The organism is Deltaproteobacteria bacterium (assembly GCA_020848905.1).
Classification (GTDB): Bacteria; Myxococcota_A; Polyangia.
This window is the reverse complement of sequence record JADLHG010000042.1, coordinates 148,361-174,835: the sequence shown is the minus strand read 5'-3', so window position 1 is coordinate 174,835 and position 26,475 is coordinate 148,361. Positions and strand designations below refer to the sequence as shown.

26 protein-coding genes are annotated in these 26,475 nt (G+C 69.9%); 14 read left to right on the top strand and 12 right to left on the bottom strand.

Annotated elements, in window-relative coordinates; genetic code table 11:
• Window positions 1-4 precede the first annotated feature (4 nt).
• The 9 genes from acpP to nusB are packed head-to-tail and all read left to right on the top strand — an operon-like array spanning window position 5 to window position 6,367.
• A complete protein-coding gene (acpP, locus tag IT371_17865) occupies window positions 5-247 on the top strand; it encodes an acyl carrier protein (protein ID MCC6749537.1) in 243 nt (80 codons plus the stop codon).
• An 8-nt stretch (window positions 248-255) separates the two neighbouring features.
• Complete coding sequence (fabF, locus tag IT371_17860) at window positions 256-1,500, top strand: beta-ketoacyl-ACP synthase II (GenBank protein ID MCC6749536.1); 1,245 nt, start codon at window positions 256-258, stop codon at window positions 1,498-1,500.
• 33 nt (window positions 1,501-1,533) lie between these two features.
• Entirely contained in the window at window positions 1,534-2,049 is a 516-nt protein-coding gene (rpiB, locus tag IT371_17855; protein MCC6749535.1) for a ribose 5-phosphate isomerase B, read from the top strand.
• 17 nt (window positions 2,050-2,066) lie between these two features.
• Complete coding sequence (gene nrdR, locus IT371_17850; GenBank protein ID MCC6749534.1) at window positions 2,067-2,534, top strand: transcriptional repressor NrdR; 468 nt, start codon at window positions 2,067-2,069, stop codon at window positions 2,532-2,534.
• Complete coding sequence (gene ribD / locus IT371_17845) at window positions 2,531-3,649, top strand: bifunctional diaminohydroxyphosphoribosylaminopyrimidine deaminase/5-amino-6-(5-phosphoribosylamino)uracil reductase RibD (GenBank protein MCC6749533.1); 1,119 nt, start codon at window positions 2,531-2,533, stop codon at window positions 3,647-3,649. Before nrdR ends, ribD begins: the two co-directional genes overlap by 4 nt.
• A gap of 7 nt (window positions 3,650-3,656) precedes the next feature.
• Window positions 3,657-4,304 carry a riboflavin synthase gene (locus tag IT371_17840; GenBank protein MCC6749532.1) on the top strand — a complete coding sequence of 216 codons (648 nt, stop codon included), beginning with the start codon at window positions 3,657-3,659 and terminating at the stop codon, window positions 4,302-4,304.
• Window positions 4,301-5,422: a 3,4-dihydroxy-2-butanone-4-phosphate synthase gene (ribB, locus tag IT371_17835; GenBank protein ID MCC6749531.1), complete on the top strand. Its 1,122-nt coding sequence runs from the start codon at window positions 4,301-4,303 to the stop codon at window positions 5,420-5,422. Before IT371_17840 ends, ribB begins: the two co-directional genes overlap by 4 nt.
• Before the next feature lie 8 nt (window positions 5,423-5,430).
• A complete protein-coding gene (locus IT371_17830) occupies window positions 5,431-5,919 on the top strand; it encodes a 6,7-dimethyl-8-ribityllumazine synthase (protein MCC6749530.1) in 489 nt (162 codons plus the stop codon).
• A 10-nt stretch (window positions 5,920-5,929) separates the two neighbouring features.
• Entirely contained in the window at window positions 5,930-6,367 is a 438-nt protein-coding gene (gene nusB / locus IT371_17825; GenBank protein ID MCC6749529.1) for a transcription antitermination factor NusB, read from the top strand.
• A 16-nt stretch (window positions 6,368-6,383) separates the two neighbouring features.
• Here the strand turns inward: nusB and IT371_17820 are convergent, their stop codons facing one another.
• The 5 genes from IT371_17820 to xerD all read right to left on the bottom strand — a co-directional run bounded on the left by IT371_17820 (window position 6,384) and on the right by xerD (window position 11,093).
• Window positions 6,384-7,472: an rRNA pseudouridine synthase gene (locus IT371_17820; GenBank protein MCC6749528.1), complete on the bottom strand. Its 1,089-nt coding sequence runs from the start codon at window positions 7,470-7,472 to the stop codon at window positions 6,384-6,386.
• A 6-nt stretch (window positions 7,473-7,478) separates the two neighbouring features.
• A complete protein-coding gene (gene scpB / locus IT371_17815) occupies window positions 7,479-8,540 on the bottom strand; it encodes an SMC-Scp complex subunit ScpB (GenBank protein MCC6749527.1) in 1,062 nt (353 codons plus the stop codon).
• Between the two features lie 48 nt (window positions 8,541-8,588).
• Entirely contained in the window at window positions 8,589-9,386 is a 798-nt protein-coding gene (locus tag IT371_17810; GenBank protein MCC6749526.1) for a segregation/condensation protein A, read from the bottom strand.
• Between the two features lie 4 nt (window positions 9,387-9,390).
• Complete coding sequence (locus IT371_17805) at window positions 9,391-10,062, bottom strand: site-2 protease family protein (GenBank protein ID MCC6749525.1); 672 nt, start codon at window positions 10,060-10,062, stop codon at window positions 9,391-9,393.
• A gap of 140 nt (window positions 10,063-10,202) precedes the next feature.
• Window positions 10,203-11,093 (bottom strand): site-specific tyrosine recombinase XerD, encoded by an 891-nt coding sequence (gene xerD / locus IT371_17800; GenBank protein ID MCC6749524.1) that lies wholly within the window; start codon window positions 11,091-11,093, stop codon window positions 10,203-10,205.
• Between the two features lie 300 nt (window positions 11,094-11,393).
• On the opposite strand from xerD, the gene IT371_17795 reads away from it, so the two are divergent.
• Window positions 11,394-12,203, top strand: coding sequence for an alpha/beta hydrolase (locus tag IT371_17795; protein MCC6749523.1), 810 nt, complete (start codon window positions 11,394-11,396; stop codon window positions 12,201-12,203).
• A 15-nt stretch (window positions 12,204-12,218) separates the two neighbouring features.
• Here IT371_17795 and IT371_17790 read toward each other — a convergent pair whose 3' ends face one another.
• The 5 genes from IT371_17790 to IT371_17770 form a co-directional block, all read right to left on the bottom strand.
• Entirely contained in the window at window positions 12,219-13,448 is a 1,230-nt protein-coding gene (locus IT371_17790) for a beta-ketoacyl-[acyl-carrier-protein] synthase family protein (GenBank protein MCC6749522.1), read from the bottom strand.
• A 59-nt stretch (window positions 13,449-13,507) separates the two neighbouring features.
• Entirely contained in the window at window positions 13,508-13,729 is a 222-nt protein-coding gene (locus tag IT371_17785) for a hypothetical protein (GenBank protein ID MCC6749521.1), read from the bottom strand.
• A gap of 129 nt (window positions 13,730-13,858) precedes the next feature.
• Window positions 13,859-15,541 carry a S8 family serine peptidase gene (locus tag IT371_17780; protein MCC6749520.1) on the bottom strand — a complete coding sequence of 561 codons (1,683 nt, stop codon included), beginning with the start codon at window positions 15,539-15,541 and terminating at the stop codon, window positions 13,859-13,861.
• Between the two features lie 141 nt (window positions 15,542-15,682).
• Entirely contained in the window at window positions 15,683-16,669 is a 987-nt protein-coding gene (locus IT371_17775; protein ID MCC6749519.1) for a hypothetical protein, read from the bottom strand.
• Window positions 16,670-16,794: 125 nt separating this feature from the next.
• Window positions 16,795-17,382, bottom strand: coding sequence for a hypothetical protein (locus tag IT371_17770; protein MCC6749518.1), 588 nt, complete (start codon window positions 17,380-17,382; stop codon window positions 16,795-16,797).
• Between the two features lie 178 nt (window positions 17,383-17,560).
• On the opposite strand from IT371_17770, the gene tadA reads away from it, so the two are divergent.
• Window positions 17,561-19,636 carry a Flp pilus assembly complex ATPase component TadA gene (gene tadA / locus IT371_17765; protein MCC6749517.1) on the top strand — a complete coding sequence of 692 codons (2,076 nt, stop codon included), beginning with the start codon at window positions 17,561-17,563 and terminating at the stop codon, window positions 19,634-19,636.
• Here the strand turns inward: tadA and IT371_17760 are convergent.
• Window positions 19,626-21,158: a hypothetical protein gene (locus IT371_17760; protein MCC6749516.1), complete on the bottom strand. Its 1,533-nt coding sequence runs from the start codon at window positions 21,156-21,158 to the stop codon at window positions 19,626-19,628. The two genes, tadA and IT371_17760, sit on opposite strands and share 11 nt — an antisense overlap.
• Window positions 21,155-22,312: a carboxypeptidase regulatory-like domain-containing protein gene (locus IT371_17755; GenBank protein ID MCC6749515.1), complete on the bottom strand. Its 1,158-nt coding sequence runs from the start codon at window positions 22,310-22,312 to the stop codon at window positions 21,155-21,157. The genes IT371_17760 and IT371_17755 overlap by 4 nt, the downstream gene beginning before the upstream one ends.
• Before the next feature lie 168 nt (window positions 22,313-22,480).
• Here IT371_17755 and IT371_17750 point away from each other — a divergent pair, with 168 nt between their 5' ends.
• The 3 genes from IT371_17750 to IT371_17740 are packed head-to-tail and all read left to right on the top strand — an operon-like array spanning window position 22,481 to window position 26,465.
• Window positions 22,481-23,866 carry an FHA domain-containing protein gene (locus IT371_17750; GenBank protein ID MCC6749514.1) on the top strand — a complete coding sequence of 462 codons (1,386 nt, stop codon included), beginning with the start codon at window positions 22,481-22,483 and terminating at the stop codon, window positions 23,864-23,866.
• An 18-nt stretch (window positions 23,867-23,884) separates the two neighbouring features.
• Window positions 23,885-24,850 (top strand): serine/threonine-protein phosphatase, encoded by a 966-nt coding sequence (locus IT371_17745; GenBank protein ID MCC6749513.1) that lies wholly within the window; start codon window positions 23,885-23,887, stop codon window positions 24,848-24,850.
• A 40-nt stretch (window positions 24,851-24,890) separates the two neighbouring features.
• Entirely contained in the window at window positions 24,891-26,465 is a 1,575-nt protein-coding gene (locus tag IT371_17740) for a trypsin-like peptidase domain-containing protein (GenBank protein ID MCC6749512.1), read from the top strand.
• Window positions 26,466-26,475: the final 10 nt, after the last annotated feature.

Here is a 26,475-nt window from a genome sequence, read left to right as displayed (position 1 = left end):
AGTGATGAGCCAGAACGAAATCGCCAAGAAGGTAATTGAGATCATCAGCCGGCAGCTCGACCACGACGCCGACAAGATCAAGCCCGAGGCGTCCTTTACGGACGACCTGCAGGCCGATTCGCTTGCGGTCGTGGAGCTGGTGCTGGCGCTCGAGGAGGCCTTCGGGATCGAGATCCCGGACGAGGACACCGAGAAGATCCGGACCGTGCAGGACGCCATCACCTACATCCAGAACCACGCCAAATAGGACGAGCCGTGACGCGACGGGTGGTCGTTACCGGAATAGGACTGGTGACCCCGATCGGCGTTGGGGTCGACGAGACCTGGGCTGCGTTGCTGGCCGGTCGGTCGGGGGCGGGTCCTATCTCGCAGTTCGACCCGACGGGGTTTCCGACGACGTTCGCGTGCGAGGTGAAGAACTTCGACCCGACGCGGTGGATGGACAACCGCCTCGCCCGGACGGTCGATCGCTTCGTCGCCTTCGGTGTCGTCGCGGCCGAGCTGGCCAAGCAGGATGCTGGTCTCGAATTCGGCGAGGACGAGGCGGAACGGGTCGGGGTCTTTGTCGGCTCCGGGATGGGGGGGGTGCACACCATCGAGGAGACCCACAAGGTCCTGCTCGAGAAGGGCCCGCGCAAGATGTCGCCCTACTTCGTGCCCGCCATGATCCCCAACATGGCGCCGGGCCAGATCTCCATCCGGTTCGGCTGCAAGGGCCCGAACCTGTGTCAGGTCTCGGCCTGTTCGAGCGGGGCCCACGCGGTCGGCGACGCGTACCGGTGCATCCAGCGGGACGACGCGGACGTGATGTTCGCTGGCGGCACGGAGGCCACCATCAGCCCGCTGTGCGTCGGCGGCTTCAACGCGGCCAAGGCCCTCTCGAAGCGCAACGAGGACCCGACCCGCGCCAGTCGTCCCTTCGACGCCAATCGGGACGGCTTCGTCGTCGGAGAGGGGGCGGGGATCCTGGTGCTCGAGGAGCTCGGGCGCGCGAAGCGACGCGGCGCGCGCATCTACGCCGAGCTCGTCGGGTACGGCCTGAACGGGGACGCGTACCATATCACCGCGCCGGCCCCCGAGGGGGAGGGAGCTCAGCGCTGCATGCGCATGGCGCTTCGCTCGGCGCAGATCAGCCCCGAGCAGGTGGACTACATCAACGCGCACGGCACCTCGACACGGTTCAATGACGCCCTCGAGAGCATGGCCATCAAACGCGTGTTCGGCGATCACGCGGCGAAGCTGGCGGTGAGCTCGACGAAGTCCATGACGGGGCACCTGCTGGGCGCCGCGGGGGGGGTTGAGACCGCCGTCGCGGCCATGACCGTCTTCCGCAGCGTGATCCCTCCGACGATCAACTACGAAACACCCGACCCCGAATGCGACCTGGACTACGTGCCGAACCAGGCGCGGGAGCAGTCCGTTCGCGTGGCGGTGAGCAATAGCTTCGGCTTCGGCGGTACGAACGCCTGTCTCGTGGTGCAGCGCTATCAAGGCGACTGAGCCGCGGGCCGGGGAGAGCGCAGCGAGTTGATCATGCACGAGCGACGGATTGCCCTGGGCTGCGACCACGCGGGGCTGGCGCTCAAGTTCGAGCTACTGGGAGCGCTGGACAAGTGGGGCTGGGCGGTCGAGGACCTCGGGTGCCACCCCCTGGCGGCCGACGGAGCGCACGGGCTGCGCTTCGATCAGTCTAAGGGGGTCCTCGCGGCCACCGACTCCGTCGATTACCCCGACTTCGCCCTGGCCGTAGCCCAGTCCGTGGCCGATGGGCGCGTGCCGCTCGGGTTGCTCATCTGCGGTTCCGGCATCGGCATGTCCATCGCGGCCAACAAGGTGGCGGGCGTCCGCGCGGCGCTGTGTCACGATCCCTACAGCGCGCACATGTGTCGGGCTCATAACGATGCGAACGTCCTATGTCTCGGGGGACGAGTGATAGGCCCCGAGGTCGGACGCGCGGTCCTGCGGGAGTTCCTCGAGACGACGTTCGAGGGTGGCCGTCATCAGCGTCGTCTGGACAAGATCCGACAGGCCGAGCGATCTAGGCGCTAGAGCGCCGAGCAGAAGCCATGAAGTGCCCGTTCTGTCAGCACCTTGAGAACAAGGTCATCGATTCCCGCCTGTCCAAGGACGGCGCCGTGATCCGGCGCCGCCGCGAGTGCGAGGAGTGCAGTAGCCGCTTCACCACCTACGAGCGCGTGGAGGAGATCCTCCCGATGGTGGTGAAGAAGGACGGCAGCCGCGTCGTGTTCGACCGGGCGAAGATGCTGAGCGGGATCCGGAAGGCCTGCGAGAAGCGTCCCGTCTCCGTGGCGACGGTGGAAGGGATCGCCGACGAGATCGAGCGCGAGCTCCAGGAGGTGGGGGAGAAGGAGGTGCCCTCGAGCTACATCGGCGAGCGCGTGATGGAGAAGCTCAAGGCCGTGGACGGGGTGGCCTACGTGCGCTTCGCCTCGGTCTACCGCTCCTTCCGCGACGTGAACGAGTTCATGGACGAGCTCAAGCACCTGCTGCATGGGCGAGAGGACGAACGGTGAAGCGCGACGTGGAGGAGCAGTATCTTCGTCGCGCGCTGCGCCTCGCACGCCGCGGGCTCGGGAGGACCAGCCCGAATCCGATGGTGGGAGCGGTGGTCGTGAAGCGCGGCGAGATCGTCGGTGAGGGCTACCACCGGCGCGCCGGAACCGATCACGCCGAGGTGGTGGCGCTACGTGCGGCGGGAAGGGCGGCGCGCGGGGCGGAGCTGTACGTGAACCTCGAGCCTTGCAGTCACTTCGGTCTGACCCCCCCCTGCACGCAGGCGATCATCGACGCGGGCGTGAAGCGTGTGGTGGTCGGGATGATCGACCCGAACCCCCTCGTGAACGGCAAGGGGCTTCAGATCCTCCGCCGGGCGGGGATCGAGGTTCGGTCGGGGGTCCTCGAGGCGGAGTGCCTGGAGCTGAACCGGGCCTTTCGCGTGGTCATGCAGCAGGGGCGTCCGCTCGTGACCTTCAAGGCGGCGGCGACGCTCGACGGCCGGGTGGCAACGCGGACGGGGCACGCGCGGTGGGTCACCGGGGAGGCCGCGCGCCGCATGGGGCACCGCCTGCGGAACGAACACGCGGCGATCGTCGTCGGATCGGGGACCGTCGTGGCGGACGATCCGGAGCTCACCTGCCGCGATGTGCCCGGGGGACGTGATCCGGTGCGGGTCATCGTGGACAGCCGCCTCCGGACACCTCCGACGGCAAGAGCGGTCGTCGCGGCCCGCAGCTCGCGGGCGGCGACGTGGATCTTCGCGACCGCGCGGGCACCGGTCAGCCGACGGCGCGCCCTCGAGGCGGCGGGGGCGCAGGTTCACGAGGTGAAAGAGGAGGCCGGTCGCGTGAGCATCCGTGCGCTCCTCGTCGCGCTCCGGGAGCTGCGGATCATGAGCGTGCTCCTGGAGGGGGGGCCGCGGCTGGCCGGAGCGTTCTGGGACGGGAGGCTCGTGGACGAGGTGGTGCTCTTCGTTGCGCCGAAGGTGCTGGGGGACCCCGGGGCCCTCCCGCTGCTGGCTGCGGGGGCTGTCGAGCGGATGGAGGATGCGGTAGGGCTCGAGAGGCTTCGCGTGCGCCGCGTGGGCGACGATCTGATGATCGGCGGACGGCCGAGCTGGGCGGAGGTTTAGGCCAGATATGTTCACCGGACTCGTTCGCAGCGTCGGTGAAGTGGCGGCGCGCCTCCCCCGCGGGAAGGTGACGCTGCTCCGCGTTCGGACGGAGCTGGCGGAGGGGCTGAAGCTGGGCGATAGCCTGGCCGTGAATGGCGTGTGCCTGACGGTGGTGCGGCGTGAACCAGGGGTGGCGGAGGTCGAGATGGTGCCCGAGACGCTGGCGCGGACGACGCTCGGCGAGCTCGTGCCGGGGGCTCGCGTGAACCTCGAGCCGGCGCTGTCACTCGGGGAGCCGCTCGGGGGCCACCTCGTGCAGGGACACGTGGACGGCGTGGGCCACCTCCGGGCGGTAGTCCCGCAGGGCGAATCGCGCGAGCTGACGTTCGAGGCCCCGGAGGCGCTGCTCCGGTACGTGGTGGAGAAAGGGTCTATCGCCGTGGACGGGGTAAGCCTTACGGTGGCGGCGCTGGAGCCAGCGGGGTTCCGCGTGGCCCTGGTGCCGCACACGCTGCAGGTCACGACCCTGGGCGCACGGGCTCCGGGTGATCGCGTGAACCTCGAGGTGGACCTCCTGGCCAAGTACGTCGAGCGCCTGCTGGGAGCGTGGAGCCGTCCGGAGGGCGGCCGTCTCACCGAGGCGTGGCTCCGCGAGCAAGGGTACGTGAAATGACGAAGCTCACTGTCGAGATGGCTCTCGAGCAGATCCGTGCCGGACGGCAGATCGTGCTCGTCGATGACGAGGATCGGGAGAACGAGGGAGACCTCTGCATGGCGGCCACCAAGGCGCGCGCGGAGGACATCAACTTCATGGCCCGGCACGGGCGGGGCCTCATCTGCCTGACGCTGACGCGGGAGCGTGTCCGTCGGCTCGGGCTCCCGAAGATGAGCGAGCGCAACGAGTCGCGTTTCGGAACGAACTTCCACGTCAGCATCGAGGCCCGGGACGGCGTGACGACGGGCATCTCGGCAGCCGACCGCGCGACGACGATTCACGCCGCGGTGGCCTCGGACGCGGGCCCCCACAGCATCGTGTCGCCCGGGCACGTCTTCCCGATCTGCGCCATGGAGGGCGGCGTTCTTGTGCGCACCGGTCAAACCGAGGGCTCCGTGGACCTGGCGCGACTCGCGGGGCTCGAGCCGGCGGGCGTGATCTGCGAGATCATGAACGACGATGGAACGATGGCCAGACGCCCGGACCTCGAGAGGTTCGCGCAGGAGCACGGCCTCGGGATCCTCACCATTGCGCAGCTCATCGAGTACCGTCTTCAGCGCGAACGCCTGATTCACGAAGCAGTGAGCGCCGAGGTGGTGCCGCCCGGACTGACGCGGCCCTTTCGGCTGATCGCCTATCGCACCGAGGTGAGCGACGCTCAGTACCTCGCGCTGGTTTGCGGGCCCGTCGACTCTGGGACGCCGGCGCTCGTGCGCATGCACCGGGCGGTGGTCCCCGCGGATGTCTTCGGGGTGAGCGCGAGCGGCAGCGGGAGCAAGAACCTGCGCGCGCTGCGCCAGATCGAAGAGGCGGGGGCGGGGGTCTTCGTCTACGTCGTACCGGGGCGGGTGGATCTCGTCGCGCAGGTGGAGCGAATCGCGCGCGGCGCGGCGGCGCTCGGTGGTTCCGCGGAGTCTCATCCCCCGGAGCTGCGCGATTTCGGCCTGGGGGCGCAGGTTCTTCTGTCTCTGGGGTTGAAGCGGATCCGCCTCATGACGGATAACCCCAAGCGTCTGGTCGGTCTCGAGGGGTACGGGCTGGAGGTGGTCGAACAGGTTTCCTTGAACCCAAGCTAGGTGAGGTCATGGCACGCGAAGTAGAAGGTCATCTCTCGGCGACGGGGCTGCGGTTTGCCCTCGTGGTGAGCCGCTTCAACGCCTTCATCACCGATCGGCTCCTCGAAGGAGCGCTGGATGCGGTCCGCAGGCATGGAGGTGACGCCGAGGCCGCGAGTGTGTTCAGAACTCCCGGCGCTTACGAGATCCCGCTCGCGGCCCAGCGTGCGGCGGAGAGCGGGCAGTTCGACGCCGTGATCTGCCTCGGGGCCGTGATCCGCGGGGCGACTCCGCACTTCGAGTACATCGCCTCAGAGGTCACGAAGGGGATGGCGCAGGTGCAGCTCCAGACGGGCGTGCCCGTGGCCTACGGGGTGCTCACCCCGGATACGCTCGAGCAGGCGATCGAGCGCGCCGGCACGAAGGCGGGGAACAAGGGCTTCGAGGCCGCTGTCGCCGCAATCGAGATGGCGAACCTCCTGAAGCAGATGCCGGCCCGGGCTGGCGGCACGAGATAGCGAGAACGCCATGGGCAGTCGTCGGGCAGGCCGCGCGGCCGCCCTCAAGATCCTCTACCAGTTGGACACCGTCGACGATTTCTCTCGAGCGGAAGCGGGAGTCCGCGACTTCTTCGAGCACCTGGACCCCGAGGCCGAGCAAGACGTGCGCGACTTCGCGGGCGAGCTGTGTCTCGGCGTGCGGGATCGTTTGCGCGAGCTCGATCGTGCCATCGAGGCCGCGTCTCAGAACTGGCGGCTTGCCCGCATGAGCCGCATCGACCGCAACATCCTCCGGATCGCCGCGTACGAGATCATGGCGTGCCCGGAGGTCCCGGCGGAGGTGGCGATCGACGAGGCGATCGAGCTCGGGAAGGCCTTCGGGAGCACCGAGTCGGCTGGCTTCGTGAACGGGGTGCTGGACAGGCTGCGGAGAGACCATCGCGCGCAGGGTGGTCAATCCAAGTAGGCTCTGGGGGGAGTACTTAGTCGCGGCGAGGCGGGCGGCGCGCGCGCGGCGCCTTGCCGGTCGGCTTCCTCGGCTTGTGGCCCCCCGGTCCAGCGGTCGCCTTGGAGCGAGGGCGCTCGGCGGCCTTCGGGAGAGCGGCGCCTCGCTTGGCGTCGGCCGGGGCGGCCCGTCGCGCGGCGGTCTGACGCGCCGGACGTTCCTGCGGCGGCTTCTTTTCGTCGGTGAGTGACCGAGGGAGCGGTTGCCGCTGGCGCGACGCGTCCCTGCGGCGCAGGCCCGTGGCGGCACGGTCGCCTTCTCTTGCGCGTCCCTCCTGGGGCTGGGGCCGACGTCGGTAACGCTCGGCGCTCGCGGCGGGAGGCCGCACCGTCTCGCGCTTGAGCCCGACGGCCTTCCGCAGCTCGTCGACCTCCGCCTGTACCAGGGGCCGGAAGCGGCCCGGGGGGAGTCCCTCGACGGTCAGAGGGCCGAAGGCGACGCGTATCAACTTGAGGACGCGCGTCCCCACCGCTTCGATCATGCGGTGGATCTGATGGTTCAGGCCCTGCCGGATGGTCATCTCCAGCCAGCTGTGCTGGCCCGTGGTGGTCAGGATGAAGACCTCCGAGGCGACCGTCTCCCCGGTCTCGAGGGGGACCCCCTTGCGGAGCTGCTCGAGCGCCTCGACCGAGATCAGTCCGTGAACCTTGACGTGGTAGACCCGCGGGATGCGATTGCGCGGGTGCATGAGCGCCTCGGCGAGAGCGCCGTCGTTCGTGACGAGCAGTGCCCCCTCGGTCAGGTAGTCCAGCCTCCCGACGGGGTAGAGGCGACTCCCCGTCTCGCCGAGGAGGTCCATCACCGTGGTTCGCCCTTCCGGGTCGCGGGTGGTGCACATCACACCGCGGGGCTTGTTGAGGACGATCCAGGCGTGCGCTTCGGGGAGGACGCGCTCGCGGTCTACCGTCACGCGGTCGGCGGTCGGGTCGACCTTCGTGCCGAGCTCGGTCACGGCCTTCCCGTTCACCGCGACGCGGCCGGCGAGGATGAGCTCCTCCGCCTTGCGGCGCGAGGCCACGCCCGCCTGGGCGAGGAAATGCTGGAGTCTGAGGCGCGCTTCGGACATGGGGGACTAGTCCACCGCCGGTGGGTCGGACGTGTCCGGGCCGGTGCCGGAAGCGGCCGGCGTCTGGGCGGCGCGGGGGGGCTGCGAGGTGGCAAGGACCTCCTCGGCACGCGCGATGGCCCGGTCCAGCGCGTCGAGCGCTTCGTCGTCTTCCTCCTCGGACCAGGCGGGGCGCGCGGGCGGCGGGGCGGGCTGAAGAGGGGCCGGCTCTCCTGTAGAGGCCGCGGCAAGCTCCTCCACGGCGCTCACCGCGCTGTCGACGGCGGCCTGGGCCCCAGCAAACGCCGGGTCCTCGCTCGTTCCGTCGTTCGCTGGCGCGCACTCGGGGACCGCGTGCTCGGAGAGCTGCTCCTCGGCCCCGGGCGTCGCCGCGAACGCGTCGCCCGGCGTCGCCGCGTCGAAGGCCTCCGCCGCCTGGGCGACTTCGGCTCCCCCGTCGGGGGGCACGCCGTCCGCGAGGGATTCCGGCTCGGCGGTCCCGACCTCGTCGGAGACGGGGACGGAGACCTTGTCCTCGGCCGAGCGGCCGCCATACATGTCGTCGAACTGCGCCTGGTGCTCTTCCGACAGTTCGGTGAACTCTTTGAGCGTCGGCAGCTCGCGCAGATCCTTCAAGTTGAAGAACTCGAGGAAGTGTTTGGTGGTGCCGAAGAGCACGGGACGGCCGGGCTCCTCCTTCTTGCCGAGCACGCGAACCAGATTGCGCTCCATCAGGACGCGCATCGTGCCGCCGCAGTCCACGCCGCGGATCTCCTCGATCTCGGGTCGGGTGATGGGCTGGCGGTAGGCCACGATGGCGAGGGTCTCGACCATCGGGCGGGTGAGGCGCGCCGGCCGCCCGGCCAGCATACGCTTCACGTACGTGCCGCAGTCGGGGTGGGTGCGGAACTGGTAGCCCCCGCTCAGCTCCACGAGCTGGATCCCCGAATTCTGGAACTCGTGCACCATGTGCTCGAGGGTTTCGCTAACCTCCGCCGGCTTGGCCCCCGTGAGCTCCTTGAGCTGGCGCGCCGAGATCGGCTTGTCGGCGGCGAAGATCAGGGCCTCCAGGATCGACTTGAGCTGCATGATGCGTTTCCTCTATCGAGCGGACGGCGCCTGGTGGCCCCACCCCTTTTAGCTGTATTGCTTCTCGACCTCGGCCTCGACGGACCGGAGCTCGCCGGCGCGGGCGATCAGGATCTCGCCGTCCTGCGCGTTCTGCAGAATGCGCACCATGCGCAGCTTCGCCATCTCGAGGATCGCGAGGAAGGTCACGACGATTTCGTGGCGCAGTTGAGGCCCGGGGGCCTTCAGGTCGAAGCACTGGAGAAAGGGGACCGTGGTGCTCACTGCCAGCCGATCCACGATGGAGTTGATCCGGTCGCTGATGGAGATGTGGTCGATGACCACGTCGTAGCTCAGCTTGACCTGGCTGCGTTGTAGCACCTCGTTGAGCGCCGCGATGAGGGCGAAGGTCCCTACCTCCTGCAGCGGGAGCTCCGAGGGATCCACCGGCTCCATGGCGACGCCCCGCGGGAAGACCTGGCGCCCTAGGGTGGGGCGATTCGAGATCTGCTCGGCGGCGTCCTTGTAGCGTTGGTACTCGAGCAAGCGCCGGATGAGCTCGTGCTTCGGATCGGGAGCGTCGGGGTCTTCGTTCTCTTCGGGAGCTAGGTCGTCCTGGCGGGGCAGCAGCTCGCGCGACTTCAGGTGGGCGAGCGTCGCCGCCATGAGCAGGTACTCGCCAGCGACGTCCAGGTTGAGCTGCCGCATCAGGTCCAGGTACTCGAGGTACTTCTCGGTGATGAAGGCGATGGGGATCTCCACGATGTTGAGCTCGTGGCGCTTCACCAGGTGAAGCAAGAGATCCAGCGGCCCCTCGAACTCCGGGAGCTCTACCTGATACTCGTCCGCCTCGGGATGATCGCTCATGGGATCAGGCGAGCAGGGAGTAGACCAGGCGGATCGACGCCGTGGTGAGGTAGAGCGCGGGCCGCACGAAGATGGAGGTGAGGCCGGTGACGAGGAGCCCGATGAGGATGATGAAGCCGTACTGCCGGAGGAACTCGTTGACGTGGTTGTAGCGGTCGGGAAGCAGGCCCGCCAGCACCGCGCCGCCGTCGAGGGGAGGGCACGGGATGAGGTTGAAGAAGACCAGCACCCAGTTGAGCCCGATGACGTGTTCGATCCCGCGGGCGAGCTCACCGAAGGGTTTGACGATCCCCGTGGCGAGGACCACGAAGTAGATCAACGTGACGAGGAGCGCGAGGACGACGTTCATCGCCGGGCCGGCGGCCGCGACGAGGAGATGGCCGATCTTCTGCCGGAGCTTGCGGGTGAAGGCCGCTGGGTTGACCAGGACGGGCTTTCCCCAGCCGAAGAGAATGGGGGCCTGCATGAGCAGCCCGACGAGGGGAAAGATGATCGTGCCGAAGAGGTCCGCGTGCGCGAGAGGGTTGAGGGTGACGCGGCCCTGGTAGCGCGGCGTGCGGTCCCCGAGCTTGTCCGCCACGAGGGCGTGGCCGAACTCGTGTACGGCGATGGAGAGGATGAGCGCGATCAGGAAGACGACCGCTTCGCGGATCCGCTCGAGGGACAGGTTTAACACCGGGGCTTGCCTCGACCGCCGGGGCGGGGCGGGACGGGGTATTATGTTGGCCGGTCGGAGCGAAGTCAAACGCCGTTTGGGGCGTCCTAAGTCGTGAAAAACGCAGCGATCGTGTAGTTGCCGGGGCCCGCTGGGAGGGGTCAGGCCCGAGGGTGGTGGCGCCGGTAGACCTGGAGGAGGTGCGCTCGGCTCACGTGGGTGTAGATCTGGGTGGTGGAGATGTCGGCGTGGCCTAACATGGCTTGGACTGCCCGGAGGTCAGCTCCCCGCTCGAGGAGGTGCGTGGCGAAGGAGTGCCGCAGCTTGTGGGGTGTGATGCGCTGCGTGATGTCCGCCTTCAACGCGTAGGCCTTGATGGACTTCCAGAAGGCCTGCCTCGTGAGGGGGCCACCGAGGCGACTCAGAAAGACATGGCCGTCTTGCGAGCGGTCCAGGGGGGGGCGGACCTCCACCAGGTACCGCCGGAGGATGAGCACCGCCGCCTCGCCGAGAGGTACGAGCCGCTGCTTACGCCCCTTTCCGAGAGTGCGGAGACAGCCGCGCTCGAGGTCCAGGTCGGCAAGCTTCAAGCCGCAGAGTTCGCTGACGCGCAGGCCCGTGGCGTAGAGCACTTCGAGCATTGCGGCGTCGCGCAGGCCGAGGGGCTGGTTTGCATCCGGTGCGGCGAGGAGGCGTTCCACGTCCCCGAGCGACAGCACCTCGGGCAGCTTCCGGCCCACCTTGGGCAGGTCCACGACGGCGGTAGGGTCCACCGAGAGGTGTTTTTCGCGGCGCAGATACTTGAAGAAGCCGCGCAGCGCGACGAGCCCGCGGGCTTGGCTGCGCACCGCCCGTCGGGCGCGAGACAGCCGCATCAGGTGGTCCAGCACCGCTTGTCCGTCCACCGCCTCGAGCTCGCGAAGCCCGCGATCCTGGCAAAAGCGCGCGAACTGCGCGAGGTCGCTCGCGTAGGCGCTCACCGTGTTGGGGCTCAGGTTGCGCTCGACCTTGAGGTGCACGAGGAACAGGTCCACCGCCTCGTCGAGCTGCATGGCTCATGGGTACCATGCGGGACGAGCCCCGGGCAAAAAGGGGGTGGCGGGGCCATCCAGCACCTCGCTGGATTTCGGCAACCCCGGTCCCGGCCCGATGCCCCGGAGTCGGTGTAATGAGGCGAGATCCTGGATGACGCCGCACGGCACGGCAGCTGCTGTACCGGCCTCGGAGGAGTGCCCGTGCGTCGCGAGGGAACCCGAAGTCGAGTTCGCGCTGGGTGGGGGGTGGCGTGCTGCGCCCTGCTGGCCGCGGGCGCGGCGTCCGAGGTCCGCGCCGAGCGTGGGCCACGAGGTGGCGTGAGAGCTCCGTACGACCATCCCGCCATCGGAGGAGCCTACTTCTTCCCGACCCCCGGTGTGCTGCCCGCTGCACAGCCTGGCGTGACCGAGCTGCGCCTCGGCCTCGCCGACGGGAACCACGTGCGGGCGTACTGGTCGAAAACGCGGCCCGGAGCGCCGACGCTCCTCTGCCTTTACGGCAATCGCGGGCTCGTGGCCGACGGCCTCGCCGGGTGGCGGCAACGCGCCGACCAGGCCGGGCTGAACCTCCTCATGGTGGACTACCCGGGTTTCGGCGGCAGCGGGGGCACGCCGAGCTTCTCGAGCTGCCGGGAGGCGGCCAACGTGGCTCTGCGCTACCTGCTCGGACGGTCGCGCGCGGAGGTCCCGGGGGTGATCCTCTTCGGCCGTTCGGCGGGCTCTACCTTCGCCCTCGACGCGGCTTTCCAGGCGGCCTCGCGCAGAGTGCTCGGGCTGGTGCTGGACAGCGGAGTAGCCGACCTGCAGCAGCGCATCGATGTTCGCGGGTTGGACTACGCGGGCCTCGGGATCGACGTCGCCGCGCTGCGAACGGCGGTGAGAAGGGACTTCGACCATCGCGCGAAGCTGCGGGCCCTGCAGTGCCCCGTGCTGGTGCTGCACACGCGCGCCGACGCGGTGGTGCCGATGGACCATGCGGAACGGCTTGCCGAGTGGTCGGGCGACCGGCTGCACCGCCTCGTGCTCTTTCCGCGTGGGGGTCATAACGACATCTTCGAGGCCAACGCGCCGGAGTACCGGACCGCCTTCACCGATTTCGTCGCGCACTGCCGGGGCGCTGCGCGGTAGGGCAGAGCGCCTCCGTCACGCAGGCCAGCGGCGTAGCACGAGCGCGGTGTTGTTCCCCCCGAAGGCGAAGGAGTTGGAGAGGACGACGCCGAGCGACGCGGACCTTGGCTGGAGCGGCACCAGATCGAGCGGGCAGGCCGGGTCGGGGTCGTCGAGCCGCAGGGTCGCGGGCAGCAGCTGTTCCTCGAGAGCCAGCAGACACACCACCGCTTCGATGGCGCCCGCGGCGCCGAGGGGGTGCCCCGTCATGGCCTTCGTGGAGCTGACGGGGACGCGGGAGGATAGCTCCCCGAAGACAGCGCGGATCGCGCGCGCCTCGGCGAGGTCGTTCTGCGGTGTCCCCGTACCGTGCGCGTTGACGTAGTCCACCTCAGCGGCCTCCAGTTCCGCGTCTGCGAGCGCGCGCTGCATGGCGTGAACGGCGCCCCGCCCGTCCGGGTGTGGAGCGGTTAGGTGATGCGCGTCGGCGGACACGCCGTATCCGGCGATCTCGCCGCGGGTGCGCGCGCCCCGCTTGCGCGCCGCCTCCGCCTCCTCCAGCACCAGGATCGCTGCTCCCTCGCCGAGGGTGAGACCCCTCCGCTGGCGGTGGAAGGGGCGGCAGGCCTCCGGGTCAAGCGCCCGGAGCGTGGTGAACCCGCCGAAGGTGAGCGCGCAGAGGGCGTCCGTGCCGCCGGTGATCACGCACTCTGCGCGGCCTACGCGGATCCAGTCCAGTGCGACCCCGATTGCGGTGGCGCTGGAGGAGCAGGCGGTCATGAGCGAGAGACGGGGACCGTGGCTGCCGAAGGTGTTCCCGACGAGGTCGGTGCTCGAGGCGGGCGGCTGGTGCGCGAGCTGCGAGACGGGCGTGTGGCGCTCGCCGCGCAGGCGGAGGCCTGCGAGATACCCCTCGGCGAGCTCGGCCCCTCCGGCCCCCGTGCCGAGCACCACGGCGGAGGCCTCGAGCGTGGCCTCGGGGAGCTGCGCCTCGGCGAGCGCCTCGGCCGCAGCATCCAGCGCGAAGCGGTCGGCGCGACTGGCACTGCGCGGCGTGCGACCCAGGAAGCGCGTGCCGGGGGCAGGGGCCTGACCCGCTACCCGAGCGCCGTAAGGCGCCGGGTCGAAGAGCGTGAGCGGCCCGATGCCGCTCCGGGCCTCGCGCAGGGCGAGCGAGAGCGCGCTCGCACCGCTGCCGAGCGCCGACACAACACCTAGGCCAGTGACGACCGCGCGCCGGCGGTCGGGGAGGAGGGATGGAGGCATGCCTGGAATCGTCCGCTGTCGGAAGATACCCCGCCTCGGCGGCCCGGGTCGAGGCGGGCCTACGGACTTGGGACGCGTGCGGTGACAGGGCTCGCCGGGAGGGCCTCGTGGCGCGCGGCGTCGCGGAGGGCGCGTTCCGGATCGATCCGTGGTTTTCGCGCCCGCCTCCAGCGCCCCACCAGGTGCGGAACGAGGAGCAGTCCGCACCCGAGGAGCATGAGGTTCACCACCAGCAACGTCCCCCCCAGCCGAAGCAACGACACCCGCGTCTCAGGCTCCACCCGGTTCCTCCTCGGTTCGCGCTCGTCGTCGTCCTACGGCGGGAGCCGACATTCCTTTCCCCGAGGGCGAGGCGACCCCGCCGCTTGGGTCACCTGTCCCCAGTACAGAAGGCCTAGCAGGCGAGATCCCTACGCGGGTCTACGCTTCCGGCGGGACCGACCGCGCAGCGCGAGGAGGAGCCAGCCAAGGATCGGGGCGGCCCAGGGCTCGGCCCCGGAGGCGTCGGTGGTCGGGGGCAGGGCGCAGGTTCCAATCACCGCCCCCGCGGGGCCGGCGGTGCCCGTGCCGGCCGTCCCGCTCGGCGGCTTGTAAGGAGGCGTGCAGAGCCCCGAAACGCAGCTCGAGCCGTTCGGGCACCCCTCTTGGGTGCTGCAGAACTGCGTGCAGATCTTCGCGCCCGTGGCGACAGCGCGGCAGATCTTGTTCTTGCACTGCCCATCCACCTTGCACTGCACGCCGAACTCGAGATCTACCGCGGATCCGGGGTTGTTCGGATCGATGGCCTGCTGCACGGCGCCGGCGGCGTTCAGCAGGCCCGCGCCGCACCCCTCGTTGCAGCGTCCCGCCCCGTTGGCCGAGTTCTGCAGGATGGAGAGCGTCTGCTGGCGCGTGAGCGACGGGTTCACCGTGAGCATGAGGGAGACCACGCCGGCCACCAGCGGAGCCGCCTGCGAGGTGCCCTCGTAGAAGTGGTAGTCGAACGTGTTGCTCGACTTGTAGTAGATGGTGGAGAGGATCCCGGCGGGCCAGTCCTTGTTCTGGTACTGGATCGGCAGCTTGGATCCGAGGTCGCCTCCGGGCGCGACGAGATCCACCACCTTGCCGTAGTTCGAATAGCCCGCGCGCTTGCTGGCGTAGTCGGTGGCGCCGACCGTGATCACCTCCGGAACGGCGGCGGGGTAGATGTTCGCGCCGTCTATCCCCTGGTTCCCCGCTGCGGCCACCACGATCGCCCCCGCGCGGTGCGCCGCGCCGATGGCCTCGCTCAGGATCTGGCTCGCGCCCGGACCGCCGAAGCTCAGGTTGATGACCTTGGCGGGCGTGGGGTTCGCCGGAGCTCCCGAGACGGAGAGGCCCGCGGCCCAGCGAATCGCAGCCGCGATGTCGGCATCGGTACCCTTGCCCTCGTTCACCCCGAGGGCCCGGACCGGCAGGATCTTGCAGGCCCAGTTGACGCCCGCGACGCCGATCCCGTTGTCGGAGAGGGCGCCGATGATCCCCGCCACGTGCGTGCCGTGGAAGGCGGAGCTGGTGGCCGCGTTGTCTCCGGCATCATTCGGGTCGTCGTCCCAGCCGTCTCCGTCGGCGGCGCTCGTGGCGTTGGCAATGAAGTCGTAGCCGGGCAGCAGCCGGCCGGCCAGATCCGGATGATCCCTTCGGATTCCGGTGTCCACCACCGCCACCACCACGGAAACCGCGCCGCGAGACCGCTCCCAGGCCTGCTCCATCCCCACGGCCTTCAGGTGCCATTGCAGCGCGTAGTGCGGGTCGTTCGGGCGAAGGAAGGGCCGACGGATGTAGTTCGGTTGGGCGAAGGCCACGTCAGGGTGCCGGCCAAGAGCCTCGACTGCCGCCAGCGTGGCGTCGGGGGACGGGTCAACGAGGCGGATGAGCTCGTGGGCCGCGTCCAGCTGGCGGACCCGGTACGCGGGACTCATTTTCCCAAGCAGTTGCGTGGCGTCGAGGACTGCGGGGGCCTTCCCCGCGCGCCACCCGACGATGATCTCGCCGGGAGCCATCTCGGGGGTCTGGCCGCGGGCCACCCCGGCGACGAGGAGCAGGGGCGCGAGCACGAGCAGACGGGAGGCCACGACGTGGGAGCGGAGCAATGCCCGTGCCGGCAGGACGCGCCACTCAACCAGCGGGAATTGCACCCGCAGGCCGCGCGTGGGGGCCACCCGCTGGGGTACGGCGACTCCAGTGCCCCGTGGGGAGGGCAGCATGCGGCCCCGCTACCGCCGGCTCCGGAACCAGTGCCGGATCACGCTCTCCGCAGGCTTGTGCCGCGGGGTGTACTGGGTATCCATGAGCCCCCCGGAGCCGTACCAGTCCCAGAAGAAGACGCCGGCCAGGGTCTTGTCTCCGTGCCAGGCGCGGACGAAGGCCCGATAGGCACGGCGCTGCTCCTCGGGATCCGCGGCTGTCCCCTGAGTGTAATCCCAAGGGTGGACCGCGCCACCGTCCTGGCTGGGGTAGCCGACCTCGGTGAAGATGAACGGCCGGGCCAGGCGCCGCGACCATCGGCCGAGAGTGTCTCGGACCCGGAGCCAGGACAGATACATCTCCTCTTCGGGAGCGTCGTTCTTCTGGGCCAGGCTGTGGTACGCGGTGACGCCCACGAGATCTACGTGTTCCCAGAAGCTGACGGGCTCGAAGTGATCCCAGTTGGCGGAGTAGAGCAGGGCACCGCGATACACTTTGCGCACCTCGGCGATGAGCTCCACCCAGCGCTCTCGCATCCCCTCGGTCGTCACCAGCTCGGATCCGACGCAGAGGATGGCCGCGCGCGTTCTCGCCGCCAGGCGGGCGTAGTGCAGGATGAAGCGGCGATAGCTGCGCCACCACGCATCCCAGTCGGTGGGCTTGAGGGTGCCCCGCCATTCGAGGGGCTTGCGGCGCTGGACGTCGAGAATGGGGAAGAGCAGCACGCTCAGCCCTTGCGTCCGTGCATGTGCGATCATGCGTTCGAGGACCGCGTCGGGCGTGGTGTGATCGGGACGCGGCGCGATGGAGGTGGAGCGAACGTCCCGCGTGGACCACTGGGCCACGATCGAGACGTGGCTGGCTCCGAGGGCTTTCAGCTCTCGGAGCTTGGCCGCGAGTTCGACCCTCGGGAGGTCGGTGTAGTGCCCGAGGGCCATGCCTCGGAGGAAGGGCCGGGAGGGCGTGGCCCCGTTTCGCCCCGACCCGCGGACGCGAACCGTCGCTTCGCTGCCCACGACGGCTCGGTGTTCGGCTCGCGGGCTGCTGACCCAGAGCGCGACGAGGAGGGCACCTGCTCCGCCGAGCGGTCCGAGGCGGCGGGCTCGGCGGCCTCGGCGCCGGGGTCGCGAGCCGCCTCGGGTCACCGCTTGCGCCCCTTCTTGCCTCGCCCCTTTGCTCCCCCCTTTGGTGGGGAAGAGAGCGTCTGCACGGACTTCGTCACCGCCTGCTTCGTGGCCTCGGCGAGCGCCTCGGCGAGGAGTTGTTTGCGCTCCTTGTCCTTCACCTCGCCTACCTCGGTCGCGACCTGCGCGTCCCCGTCGCCGGCGAGCGCCATCTGCCCGGACGGGATCTTCTCCGCGTCGAGGGCCACCGCCACGTCGGCGGAGAGCGTCCGGTAAACCTTCCCCTTGGCGGGAGGCTTCACCTCGTGGCCGCAACGCACGACGCGCAGGAGCAGGGCGTAGCCGACGAGACGCCGCTCCTTGAGCGCCCCTTCGAGAGCCTCGGCCTTGGGTGGCGGGCTCCCGAGGTCCGTCACGACCTCGGGCCGCTTCTTGAGCTCGGCTAGCAGAGCCGCGCGAAGCTGCGCCTCCTTGCCGCAGACACCGGCGGACGCGTCGCGCACGCCGCGCACCTCCAGGTAGAAGCGTGGGCGTGCCTCACCCCGCGCCTCCACCGCCGCCGCGCAGAGGCCGGCCACGATGAGCACCCTCCGGATCATCGACACCGCCGTCTTCCTTTCGCTGATAGGTCACGGTTAGCATGCGGTTTGCTGCCCGGTCAAACTTGCGCGGTCTCCCAGCCCCCCCAAACTTGACCCCAGAACCGCGATTCTGTAACTTTTTCCCGGCAGTTTAGCTCCAGCTAGCGGCGGACGGACCCGCGCCGCGCCCTTGGGAGGCGCCATGTTCACAGTAGTCATCACCGAAAAAGGGGGCGAGCAGCGGCGCCAGGATTTCGACAAGGCGGAGGTGAACATCGGGCGCGTCCAGGGCAACGACATCATCCTGCCCAAGGGGAACGTCTCCAAGCGCCACTCGCGGATCGTGCTCAAGGACGGGAAGTTCATCATCGTCGACCTGAAGAGCACGAACGGTACGTACGTGAACGGTCGAAAGATCACGAGTCCGCTCGTCATCAAGGGCACGGACAAGATCTACATCGGCGACTTCATCATCAGCGTCGAGGAGCCCGGGGGGGCGGCCCTGCAAGAGACGGTCGCCGCGTCCACCCCCGCCGTGGCGTTGCCACCACCGGCGGCGAGCAGTCCAGCCGCGAGCGATCCGGGGCGCCGGCCGACGATGTCGCCGCCGCCCCCGCCGCCGAAACGCAAGCCACGTCCCACGAGCGAGGAGGACGAGCCAGCGCCGCCTTCGCGCGAGCTGCCGCGCCCGTCGGGGGGACCGATCCTGGACCGACCCTCGTCGCCCGGACCGATGATTACGGCGCCTCAGGCCGCGCTCCGTCCGACGGGATCGCCGGTGCGACGCTCGCTCGGACGGGACACCGTGGGTCCGGACACGAGCGATGCGTCAGGTATGCCGGCGATGCCTTCCGTCGAGCCCGAGCCGGTCGTGGCGCCACGGCCGAAGACGGCGCCTCAGCCCACGCTCGGGCGCATCGCCGTACCGCCGCCCGCCGTGGAGCCGCCCGCCCGACGGTCGGCGCCTGCGCCGGTGGTCGAGCCGCCGGCTCGAGATCCGCGACGGGAGAAGCAGCTCGAGCTCCAGCGCGAGATCCAGGAGCGACTGGTGGAGATCCTGGACCTGCGGCGGGTGGACGCCGAGCGGCTGGCCGACGAGGAGCTCTGGGAGAAGGCCGAGAACGCCATCTGCGACGTCGTGGAAGGCCTCGACAGCGAAGGCAGCATCCCGAGCTTCGTGGACCAGGATCAGCTCATCAAGGACGTGCTGCACGAGGCCCTCGGCCTTGGGCCCCTCGAGGATCTCCTCGCCGACGAGACGGTGGATCAGATCCTCGTCAACCGAGCCGACCGCATCTACGTGGATCGGGGCGGGCGCCTCGAGCTCTCGGTGCGCGGTTTCTCGAGCGACAAGACGCTCCTCGGAGTGATCGAGCGAATCGTCATGCCTCTCGGGCGGCGCATCGACGACGCGAACCCGCTCGTGGACACGCGCATGAAGGACGGCAGCCGGATCAACGCCGTGATTCCACCCCTCGCCGTGAAGGGACCCTGCCTCACCATCTCGAAGTCTCGCCGTCGGGCCTTCTCGGGCGAGGAGCTCGTGCGTGGTGGCTGTCTGAGCCAGCCGATGCTCGACTTCCTGCAGCTCTGCGTGGGCGCGCGCCGCAACATCATCGTGAGCGGCGGGAGCGGGGCGGGGAAGACCACCCTGCTGGGCGTGCTCGGAAGCTTCATCTCCGAGGCCGAGCGGGTCGTCACGGTGGAGGATGCGACGGAGCTCCAGCTCCAGCACGAGCACTGGGTGCAGCTCGAGAGCCGGCCCCCGGATCTCGAGGGGAGCGGCGGCGTCCCTCTGCGCGAGCTCGTGAGGAACAGTCTGCGCATGCGGCCGGATCGTTTGATCGTCGGGGAGTGCCGCGGCGCGGAGACGTTGGACCTGCTGCAGGCCATGAACAGCGGCCGGGATGGCTCCCTCGCCAGCGTCAGCGCCGCCAGTCCACGGGAGGCGCTCGAGCGGCTCGAGACGATGGCCCTGCTCGGCGGGATGGACTACACGCGCAGAGCGGTGCGGGAGCAGGCGGCGGCGGCGATCCAGGTGATCGCGCACGTGACGCGGTATGCGGACGGGTCTCGGCGCGTGACGCAGATCTGCGAGGTGGGGGGGCTAGAGGGGGACGCCGTGGTCCTGCAGGACCTCTTCAGCTTCCGGGTGGACGGCACGGATGACCAAGGGCGACCGCGCGGGCGTTTCGCCTCGGCCGGCAAGACTCCACGCTTCGTCGAGGAGCAGCAGCGCCGAGGGGTCCCCGTGAACGCCGGTCTCTTCAGGGAGTAGCGCGCGGCGCAGCGCCCGGGGCGGCGCTCGCGACCCAGACGCTGGCCGAGAGAACGGAACGCTCGCCGTGGAGGTCGATTCCTTCGGCGAGCGCGACGAGCCGCCGAGCCCCCGTGGGGAGCGTCAAGGGGAAGGTCGCGAGCTCGGGTGGTAGGCCGGAGGGGTGGCGCAGCTTCCGTCCCAGGAGGGGCCGGCGACGGCCGGAGGCGTCCTCCCAGAGGAGCTCGAGTCGCGCCTGGGTCCAGCGGAGCCCCTGCAGGCGCACGTGCACCTCCGAGCCGCGGCGGTCCAGCTCGAGGCCCCGACGGAACAGGTGGTCGATGAGCCCGCTCGAATAGCCAGCGGCGAGCGGAAGCAAGTGCCTTGCGGTGGCCATCAGGCAACGCAGGTCGAGGCCGAAGCGCAGGGTGCCGTTCGGCTGCACGGTGTACGCGAGCTGGGGACCGTGGCGGCCCTGCTGATAACAGACCCGCCGGCGCGCGCAGGAAAGATCGAAGGGGGCGAGCGGAGGCTCGGAGAGGGGGAGCTGCGCAGCCAGTCGTTGGCGAAGCTCGGTAGGGTCCGACTCGACGAGCAGGGGCACGGTGCGAGGGACCGTTCCGGCGGAGAAGTGGCTCCTCGCCGTCACGTCCGCGAGGCCGGTCCATCGCGCGTTACTGAAGAACTCCTCGACGCGATGGCGCCGGACGGGTGATCCGCGGTAGGGGGGCAGGCCGTGCTGTCCGTACGCCTCGGCGACGACGCGTTCGTAGGCCGAGCCGAGGTCGAAGGGACTTCCGCCGAGTCGCTCGAGGTGTCCCTCCAGGTAGTCGTTCCGCACGTGGCCGGGCGCGGCCATGTCCTGCAGCACGTGCAGCAAGCCGCCCACGCCGACGAGCGCGAGCACGAGGTGTGTTTCGCGCGCGTGGGCCTCGGGGGCCCGCACGGCGGCAACCAGGTGCTCGAGCACGCGCGTGACGCTCTGCGGGTTCTCGTCGTGGCGGATCCAGCGCAGGGCCGAGACGCCCGTCAGATCGAAGGCCGTCCCGGTGAGGAACTGCCGCAAGGTGTCGCCGTCCTCCAGCGCCGAGAAGACGCTGAAGATGCCTCCCGCCCCGGAGGCGGCGTTGTCGAGGCCCGCGCGGAGGGCGGGCGAATAGAAGTGGTGCCGATCCTGCGAGGCCGGTAGCTCGGCCAGCACGGCGCCCGCGAGCAGCCATCCCACGGCCCGCTGTCCCAGGCGGGCGTCGGGGCGATACCCGCCGGCTCCGTCCAGCTTCTCGAGGTTACGGACGAGCAGAACGTATTCGCGGCGGTCGAGGGCCCGCGCGTCCAGCGTGAGGCGCTGAAAGAGCCCGAGCGGCAGGCCCATGGCGCGCAGAAAGCGATGCAGCGAGCTGTGGAGCGCGGCCAGGCCCGTGAGGCCCGCGTGGGTGCTCGCGGCCTCGTAGGCAAGCGGCCTCCCGGGAGCCGCCACGATGGCGAGCAGGAGCGTGAACGCGGCAGCAGCGCCTGCGCGTCGTCGTCGGGGGCGTCTCCTCACGGGGCGGTTCCTTCCTCGGCGGGGGACGGCGGCGCGAGCTGCGGCTGCGTGGCGGGAGCCCCGAGCGCAGGGAGACGGGCGAGATTCTGCTCGACCCGTCGCGCGAGCTTGAGGAGCACCTTGTCCGTGGCGCACTGGCCGCGGCCGCAGGTGATCAACACGACCGTCGACGTGGCGCGGTCCATCAGACCTAGGCCCAGGATCTCGCCCTGCAGCACGCTGAAGGACCGGTCGGCGAACTCGTCCGATTGCTTGCTCCCCGGTAGGGCGCGCAGCGTGGACTCGTAGCGCGCCGCGAGCCCTTCGCTGGTCGTGCGCCAGACGCGCAGCGCCACGTCGTAGCGTTCGGGACGGTCGGTGGCGCGGAAATGGATTGTGTCGGTGGCGTCGCCTGGATCGGCGAGCGAGCCGTCCTGCAGGGGACCCTGATAGCCGGTGACCGCGCGGAGCTCGTCCGACGAGAGGAGGAGGCGGGCCTGCGGCGCCCGGCGGGGACGCGGGCCCGACGGAGCTGGTCCCGAGGGGCGCGTGAGAAAAGAGGCGTGCCGCCCTCCGCCGTCCAGCTCGGCCGTCGCGAGGGCCGCCTCCCAATGGGTGGCCTGTTGGAGCTCGGGGCCGCCTCCGACGAAGAGCAGGTGCTGCGCGTGGGAGAGCTCGGGGCTCCAGCGGGAGAGGCGTACCACGTTGTCGCGCTGCGAGAAGTCGATTCGGGGTCCCCGCTGGCCGAAGACGCGGTCGTGACGGTACGCGACGTACCCCCGACGGTAGATGATCACCGAGAGGCGAGCGAGTCGCGCGCTCAGTCCTTGAGGGAACCACCGCAGGAGCGGCAGCCGGTACGCGCCGTCGGGGTCGGTGCGCACCGAGGCCGTTCGGGTCGCCTCAGGTCCGGCAGTCCCGAGCCCGCGGTCGAAGGCCCAGCTGCACCACACGAGCGCGTCTTCGATCGGTCGCCCCGTGTCGGCGTCGACCACGCGTCCATCGAAAGGGCCGAGCATCGAGCCGCGCCGGATCGAGTCCGGGCGGTGCCGGAAGCCGGCAGGCTTGACCAGCGGACCACAGCCGCCGATGAGAAGGGCTGCCAGCGGCAGCGTGAGTAGCGGGGGCCGGGGCCGCCACTTGGCGAGGAATCGGTCGAGCGCGTTGACGGCCATGGGGCGAATTGATAGTTTCCTTCCAACAGGTTGTGGCATTCGCTATAGCCCAGCTCCCCCAGAATGTAAATGAGCAGTTCCTCGCGGCAGGTGGGGAGGCTCGTTCGGAGGAGTGGGCCTGCGCGAGCGCTGCGACTCCGCGCTTAGACCGCTCTCGAGGAGCCACCGATGCCAGCTTGTGTGAACTGCGGCAAGGACAATCGCGACGGATCGCGTTTTTGCCAGGCGTGCGGCTCGCCGCTGGCGCCCGTGCCGGCGACCAACGTGCAAGCGGCTCGTCCCGCCGCGCCGCGCCCGCCCTCGCAGGAGGTGTCCGCCAGCGCGACCTGCACGGTGTGCAGCACCGTGAATGCGCCGGGGATGCGGTTCTGCAAGAACTGCGGTACGCCGCTCGCCGTCGGTGCGCCGCAGAAGGTCGGCTGTCCCTCGTGCGGAGGGCAGACGCCGCTGGGCTACAAGTTCTGCCAGCACTGCGGCACGCCTCTTCCGCTCGTCGGGGCGACCGCCCCGCCGGTCGCGCCTCCACCCGCGTGGTCGCAATCGGAGGTCCAGACCGCTCCCCCCGAAGCACCGACGCAACCCGCGCAGCCGGCAGTTTCGGCGCCACGCCCTCCCATCGACCCTGCGGCGCACGCCCCGTCGCCGGACGTGGCGAAGACGCTCATGGACCTCACCAGCGAGCGGGCGCTGGCAGGTTTGCCCCCCTTGTCGGAGGGCCAGGCGGCGACGCTGCTGACGCCGGGCGCCCTGCGCGCCGAGGGGCCGGGCGACGTGACCCCGCCGGCCGGAATGCGTGCCGTGGAGCCGCCCGCCGTCGTGCGCAGCGTGGCGGCGCGGGCGCCGGTGGGGGCCTCCACCATGGGGCCCGGCGCGCGACGCGCCACCTCGGAGCCCGTCCTCGAGCGACAGGTGCTGGCGCGGCTCGTTTCAGTGCGCCGCGACGGCACGGACGGCGAGACGCACCCCATCGCCGAGGAGTCGTTCGACCTCGGGCGCCTCGACGGGCAACTCGTCTTCAACGACGATCCGTACCTCTCCGAGCGGCATGCGCGTTTCTACATCGCCGACGGCAACTGGATGGTGCAGGACCTCGGGTCGCGTAACGGGGTCTTCGCGCGCGTGGACCAGCCGGCGACCCTGCACGAGGGGGACATGCTTCTGCTCGGCAAGCAGGTCTTTCGCTTCGATCAGGTCTCCGACGCGGAGCGCGCGGTCGCTCCGGCGGTGGAGGATGGCGTGCTGATCTTCGGTTCGCCCCTCCGGCCACCGTGGGGGCGGCTCCGCCAGCTCACCGTGGCCGGCATCCACAGGGACATCTATTACCTCTACCGACCGCGCGTCGTGATCGGTCGCGAGGACGGGGACTACATCTTCCCCGACGACGAATTCATGTCGCGTCAGCACCTCTCGCTCTCGCTGGTGGGGAGCGCGGTTCAGGCCCAGGACCTCGGCAGCTCGAACGGGACCTTCCTGCGCGTGCGACAGCAGCTCGAACTGCGACCCGGGCAGATGCTCCGCATCGGGGACCAGCTCCTGCGTTTCGAGCTACCCTGAGGCACGATCGACCTCCCGATGCCAGCCGCGACCGAGGTAACGCTGTTCGGGCTCTCCGACGTGGGCCTCGTGCGTCAGCGGAACGAAGACGTCCTGCTGGCCAAGTCGCTGCGTTCGGAAGAGGTCCTGCCGAACGGCCTCGTACACCGTTGTCCGGCTGACAGCTCGGCCATCGTGCTGGGAGTCTTCGACGGCATGGGGGGGGCCGCCTCGGGACACGTGGCGAGCGGCATGGCGGCCGACGTGATGGGCCGCCTCGGACGCGACGGGCAGCCGGGCGCTACGGCCGACCTGCTCGAGACGCTGGGGCGCGGGGCGCTGCAGGCCAACCGAGAGATCCTGGGCCGAAGTCGCCGAGATGCGTCGTGCGCCGGGATGGGCACCACGCTGACTGTGGGCGCGATTCTCGACGGGCGGCTGCACTTCGTGCACGTCGGGGACAGCCGCGGTTACCTGCTTCGGCGGGGGCAGCTCGTGCAGTTCACCAGCGATCAGTCCCTCTCGCAGCTCCTCGGGACCAGGGACCAGGCGGCGGGAACCGGGTACCCGCACGTGATCCTGCAGGCGGTGGGGGTGGGCGACCTGCTCGAGCCGACGGCGGGACGCGTGACGCTGCGTCGAGGGGACCTGCTACTTCTCTGTACGGACGGTCTGACCGACCATCTGACGCACGCGGAGATCGAGACGGCCATCGTGGCGCACGCGCAGGATCTGGGCCGCGTCGCGCGGGCGCTGGTAGAGACCGCCAAGGCGCGCGGGGGGCACGACAACATCAGCGTGCTCCTGGCGCTCGTGGAGGGGGAGTCGCTCCCCGAGGCCGCGAGCGAGGACGACGCGCCGGCGGTCGAACGCGTGGAGCTGCGGGTCTTGCGAACCGCGCGGCAACGCATGCGAAGGCGGCAATGGCTGCTCGTGGTCGCCGCGGCAGTATTGATGGCGGGCATGGCGGGTGCGATCATCTTGCTCGGACGCAGCCGACGCTAGCGTTCTGGCGGACAGAACGGGATCTTCGAAGGACGTGCAGATGGGAATGGTCTTCACCTTCGTGAGTGGCGCGCGAGCCGGGCAGTCGATCGAAGTCGGGGACCTGCCGGTGGTGCGGCTCGGTCGCCGTCCCGACAACGACGTGCCCTTCGACGCACAGCGCGACCTGGACGTGTCCGGTCATCACGCGGAGATCCGCCGCGAGGCGGACGGCCACTACCTCTACGACGTGGGGAGCGCCAACGGCACGTTCGTCGACGGGGCGCGCGTCAACCGCTTGCGCCTGGCGAGCGGGCACCAGATTGCGTTCGGCCCGAACGGTCCCCGCGTGGAGGTGAAGTTCGTGGGCGCCGTCGCCGCCGTCGCCCCGCCGGCTTCTGCGGCACCATCTCCGGCGCTCGCAGCGCGGCCTCAGGCGGTAGCCCCGGCAGCGCCCGCGATGATGCCGGTGTCACCCGCGATGCCAGCAGCGCCAGCAGCAGGTGGGCCGCCCCCCGCCGCCGGACAGGGCCACATGGTGGGCTCGCGGACCGTGGCCATGATGATCGACCAGGCCCTTTCGCAGTCGCGGCAGCAGCACGTGGGGCCCGTCGGCAAGTCGACTGTCTTCTTCCGCTCGATGGTGAACCAGGCGGTGACGCAGAGCACGCGCCGCTTCAAAGTGGTGGCGATTCTCGGAGTAGCGCTGCTTCTCGGAGCCGTCGGGGGGCTGCTCTTCCTGCGGCACGTCGAGCGGAAGGAAGCCACGGGAGCGCAGGCGGAGCTCCGTCGCGAGATGGCGCAGCTGATGGAGCAGCAGAAGGGGGCGACCTCAGAGGAGAAGAAGAAGCTGGCGGAGCGCCTGGAGCAGCTCAACCAGCGGCTGGCGCAAGGACCGTCGGGCTCCTCCGGCAAGGACATCGTGCGAAAGAACATGAAGGCGGTCTTTCTCATCGCCTTCAACACGCCGATGGGCGAGGCCAAGGGGTACTGCACGGCCTTCGCGGTGGCGAAGCGCGTGCTCGCCACGAACGCGCACTGCGTGGCGGCGCTCGAGCAATTCCAGGCGCAGGGGATGAAGAGCTACGTGGTGATGAACCGCGAGCCGAGCCAGAAGCTCGAGATCCTGCGGGCGGTGCGGCACCCGGCGTACCACAAGCCGCTGCGGACGATCAGCGAGGACGTGGGCCTGTTGCAGGTGGGCGGGGACGTCCCGTCGACGGTAGAGCTCGCGGGGGAGGCGGACCTCAAGGAGCTGGAGTCGGGCGACGTGATGTATACCTACGGCTTCCCGGGGCGGCTGGCGAGCGTCGCTTCCCCGAACGCCACGCTGGTGCAGGGGGTGGTGGGGCGCGTCACCAAGCTGGATGGCGAGACCGGGGCCTTCGGAGAGAACCGGCTCTTGCAGCACAGCGCCTTCACGGCGGGAGGCACCTCGGGCAGCCCCATCTTCAACCAGCACGGCAAGGTGGTAGCGGTGAACGCGGGCGGGTACGTCGAACCGGGCACGATGCAGGTCATGGACCCGATGACCGGCCGTGCGAGCGAGCTCAAGGTCGCCAAGCAGCTCGCCGGCTACAACTTCGGTATCCGGGTGGACGTGCTGCAGGAGCTGATCCGCTCGACCGGCTTGTAGCCCCAAGCCC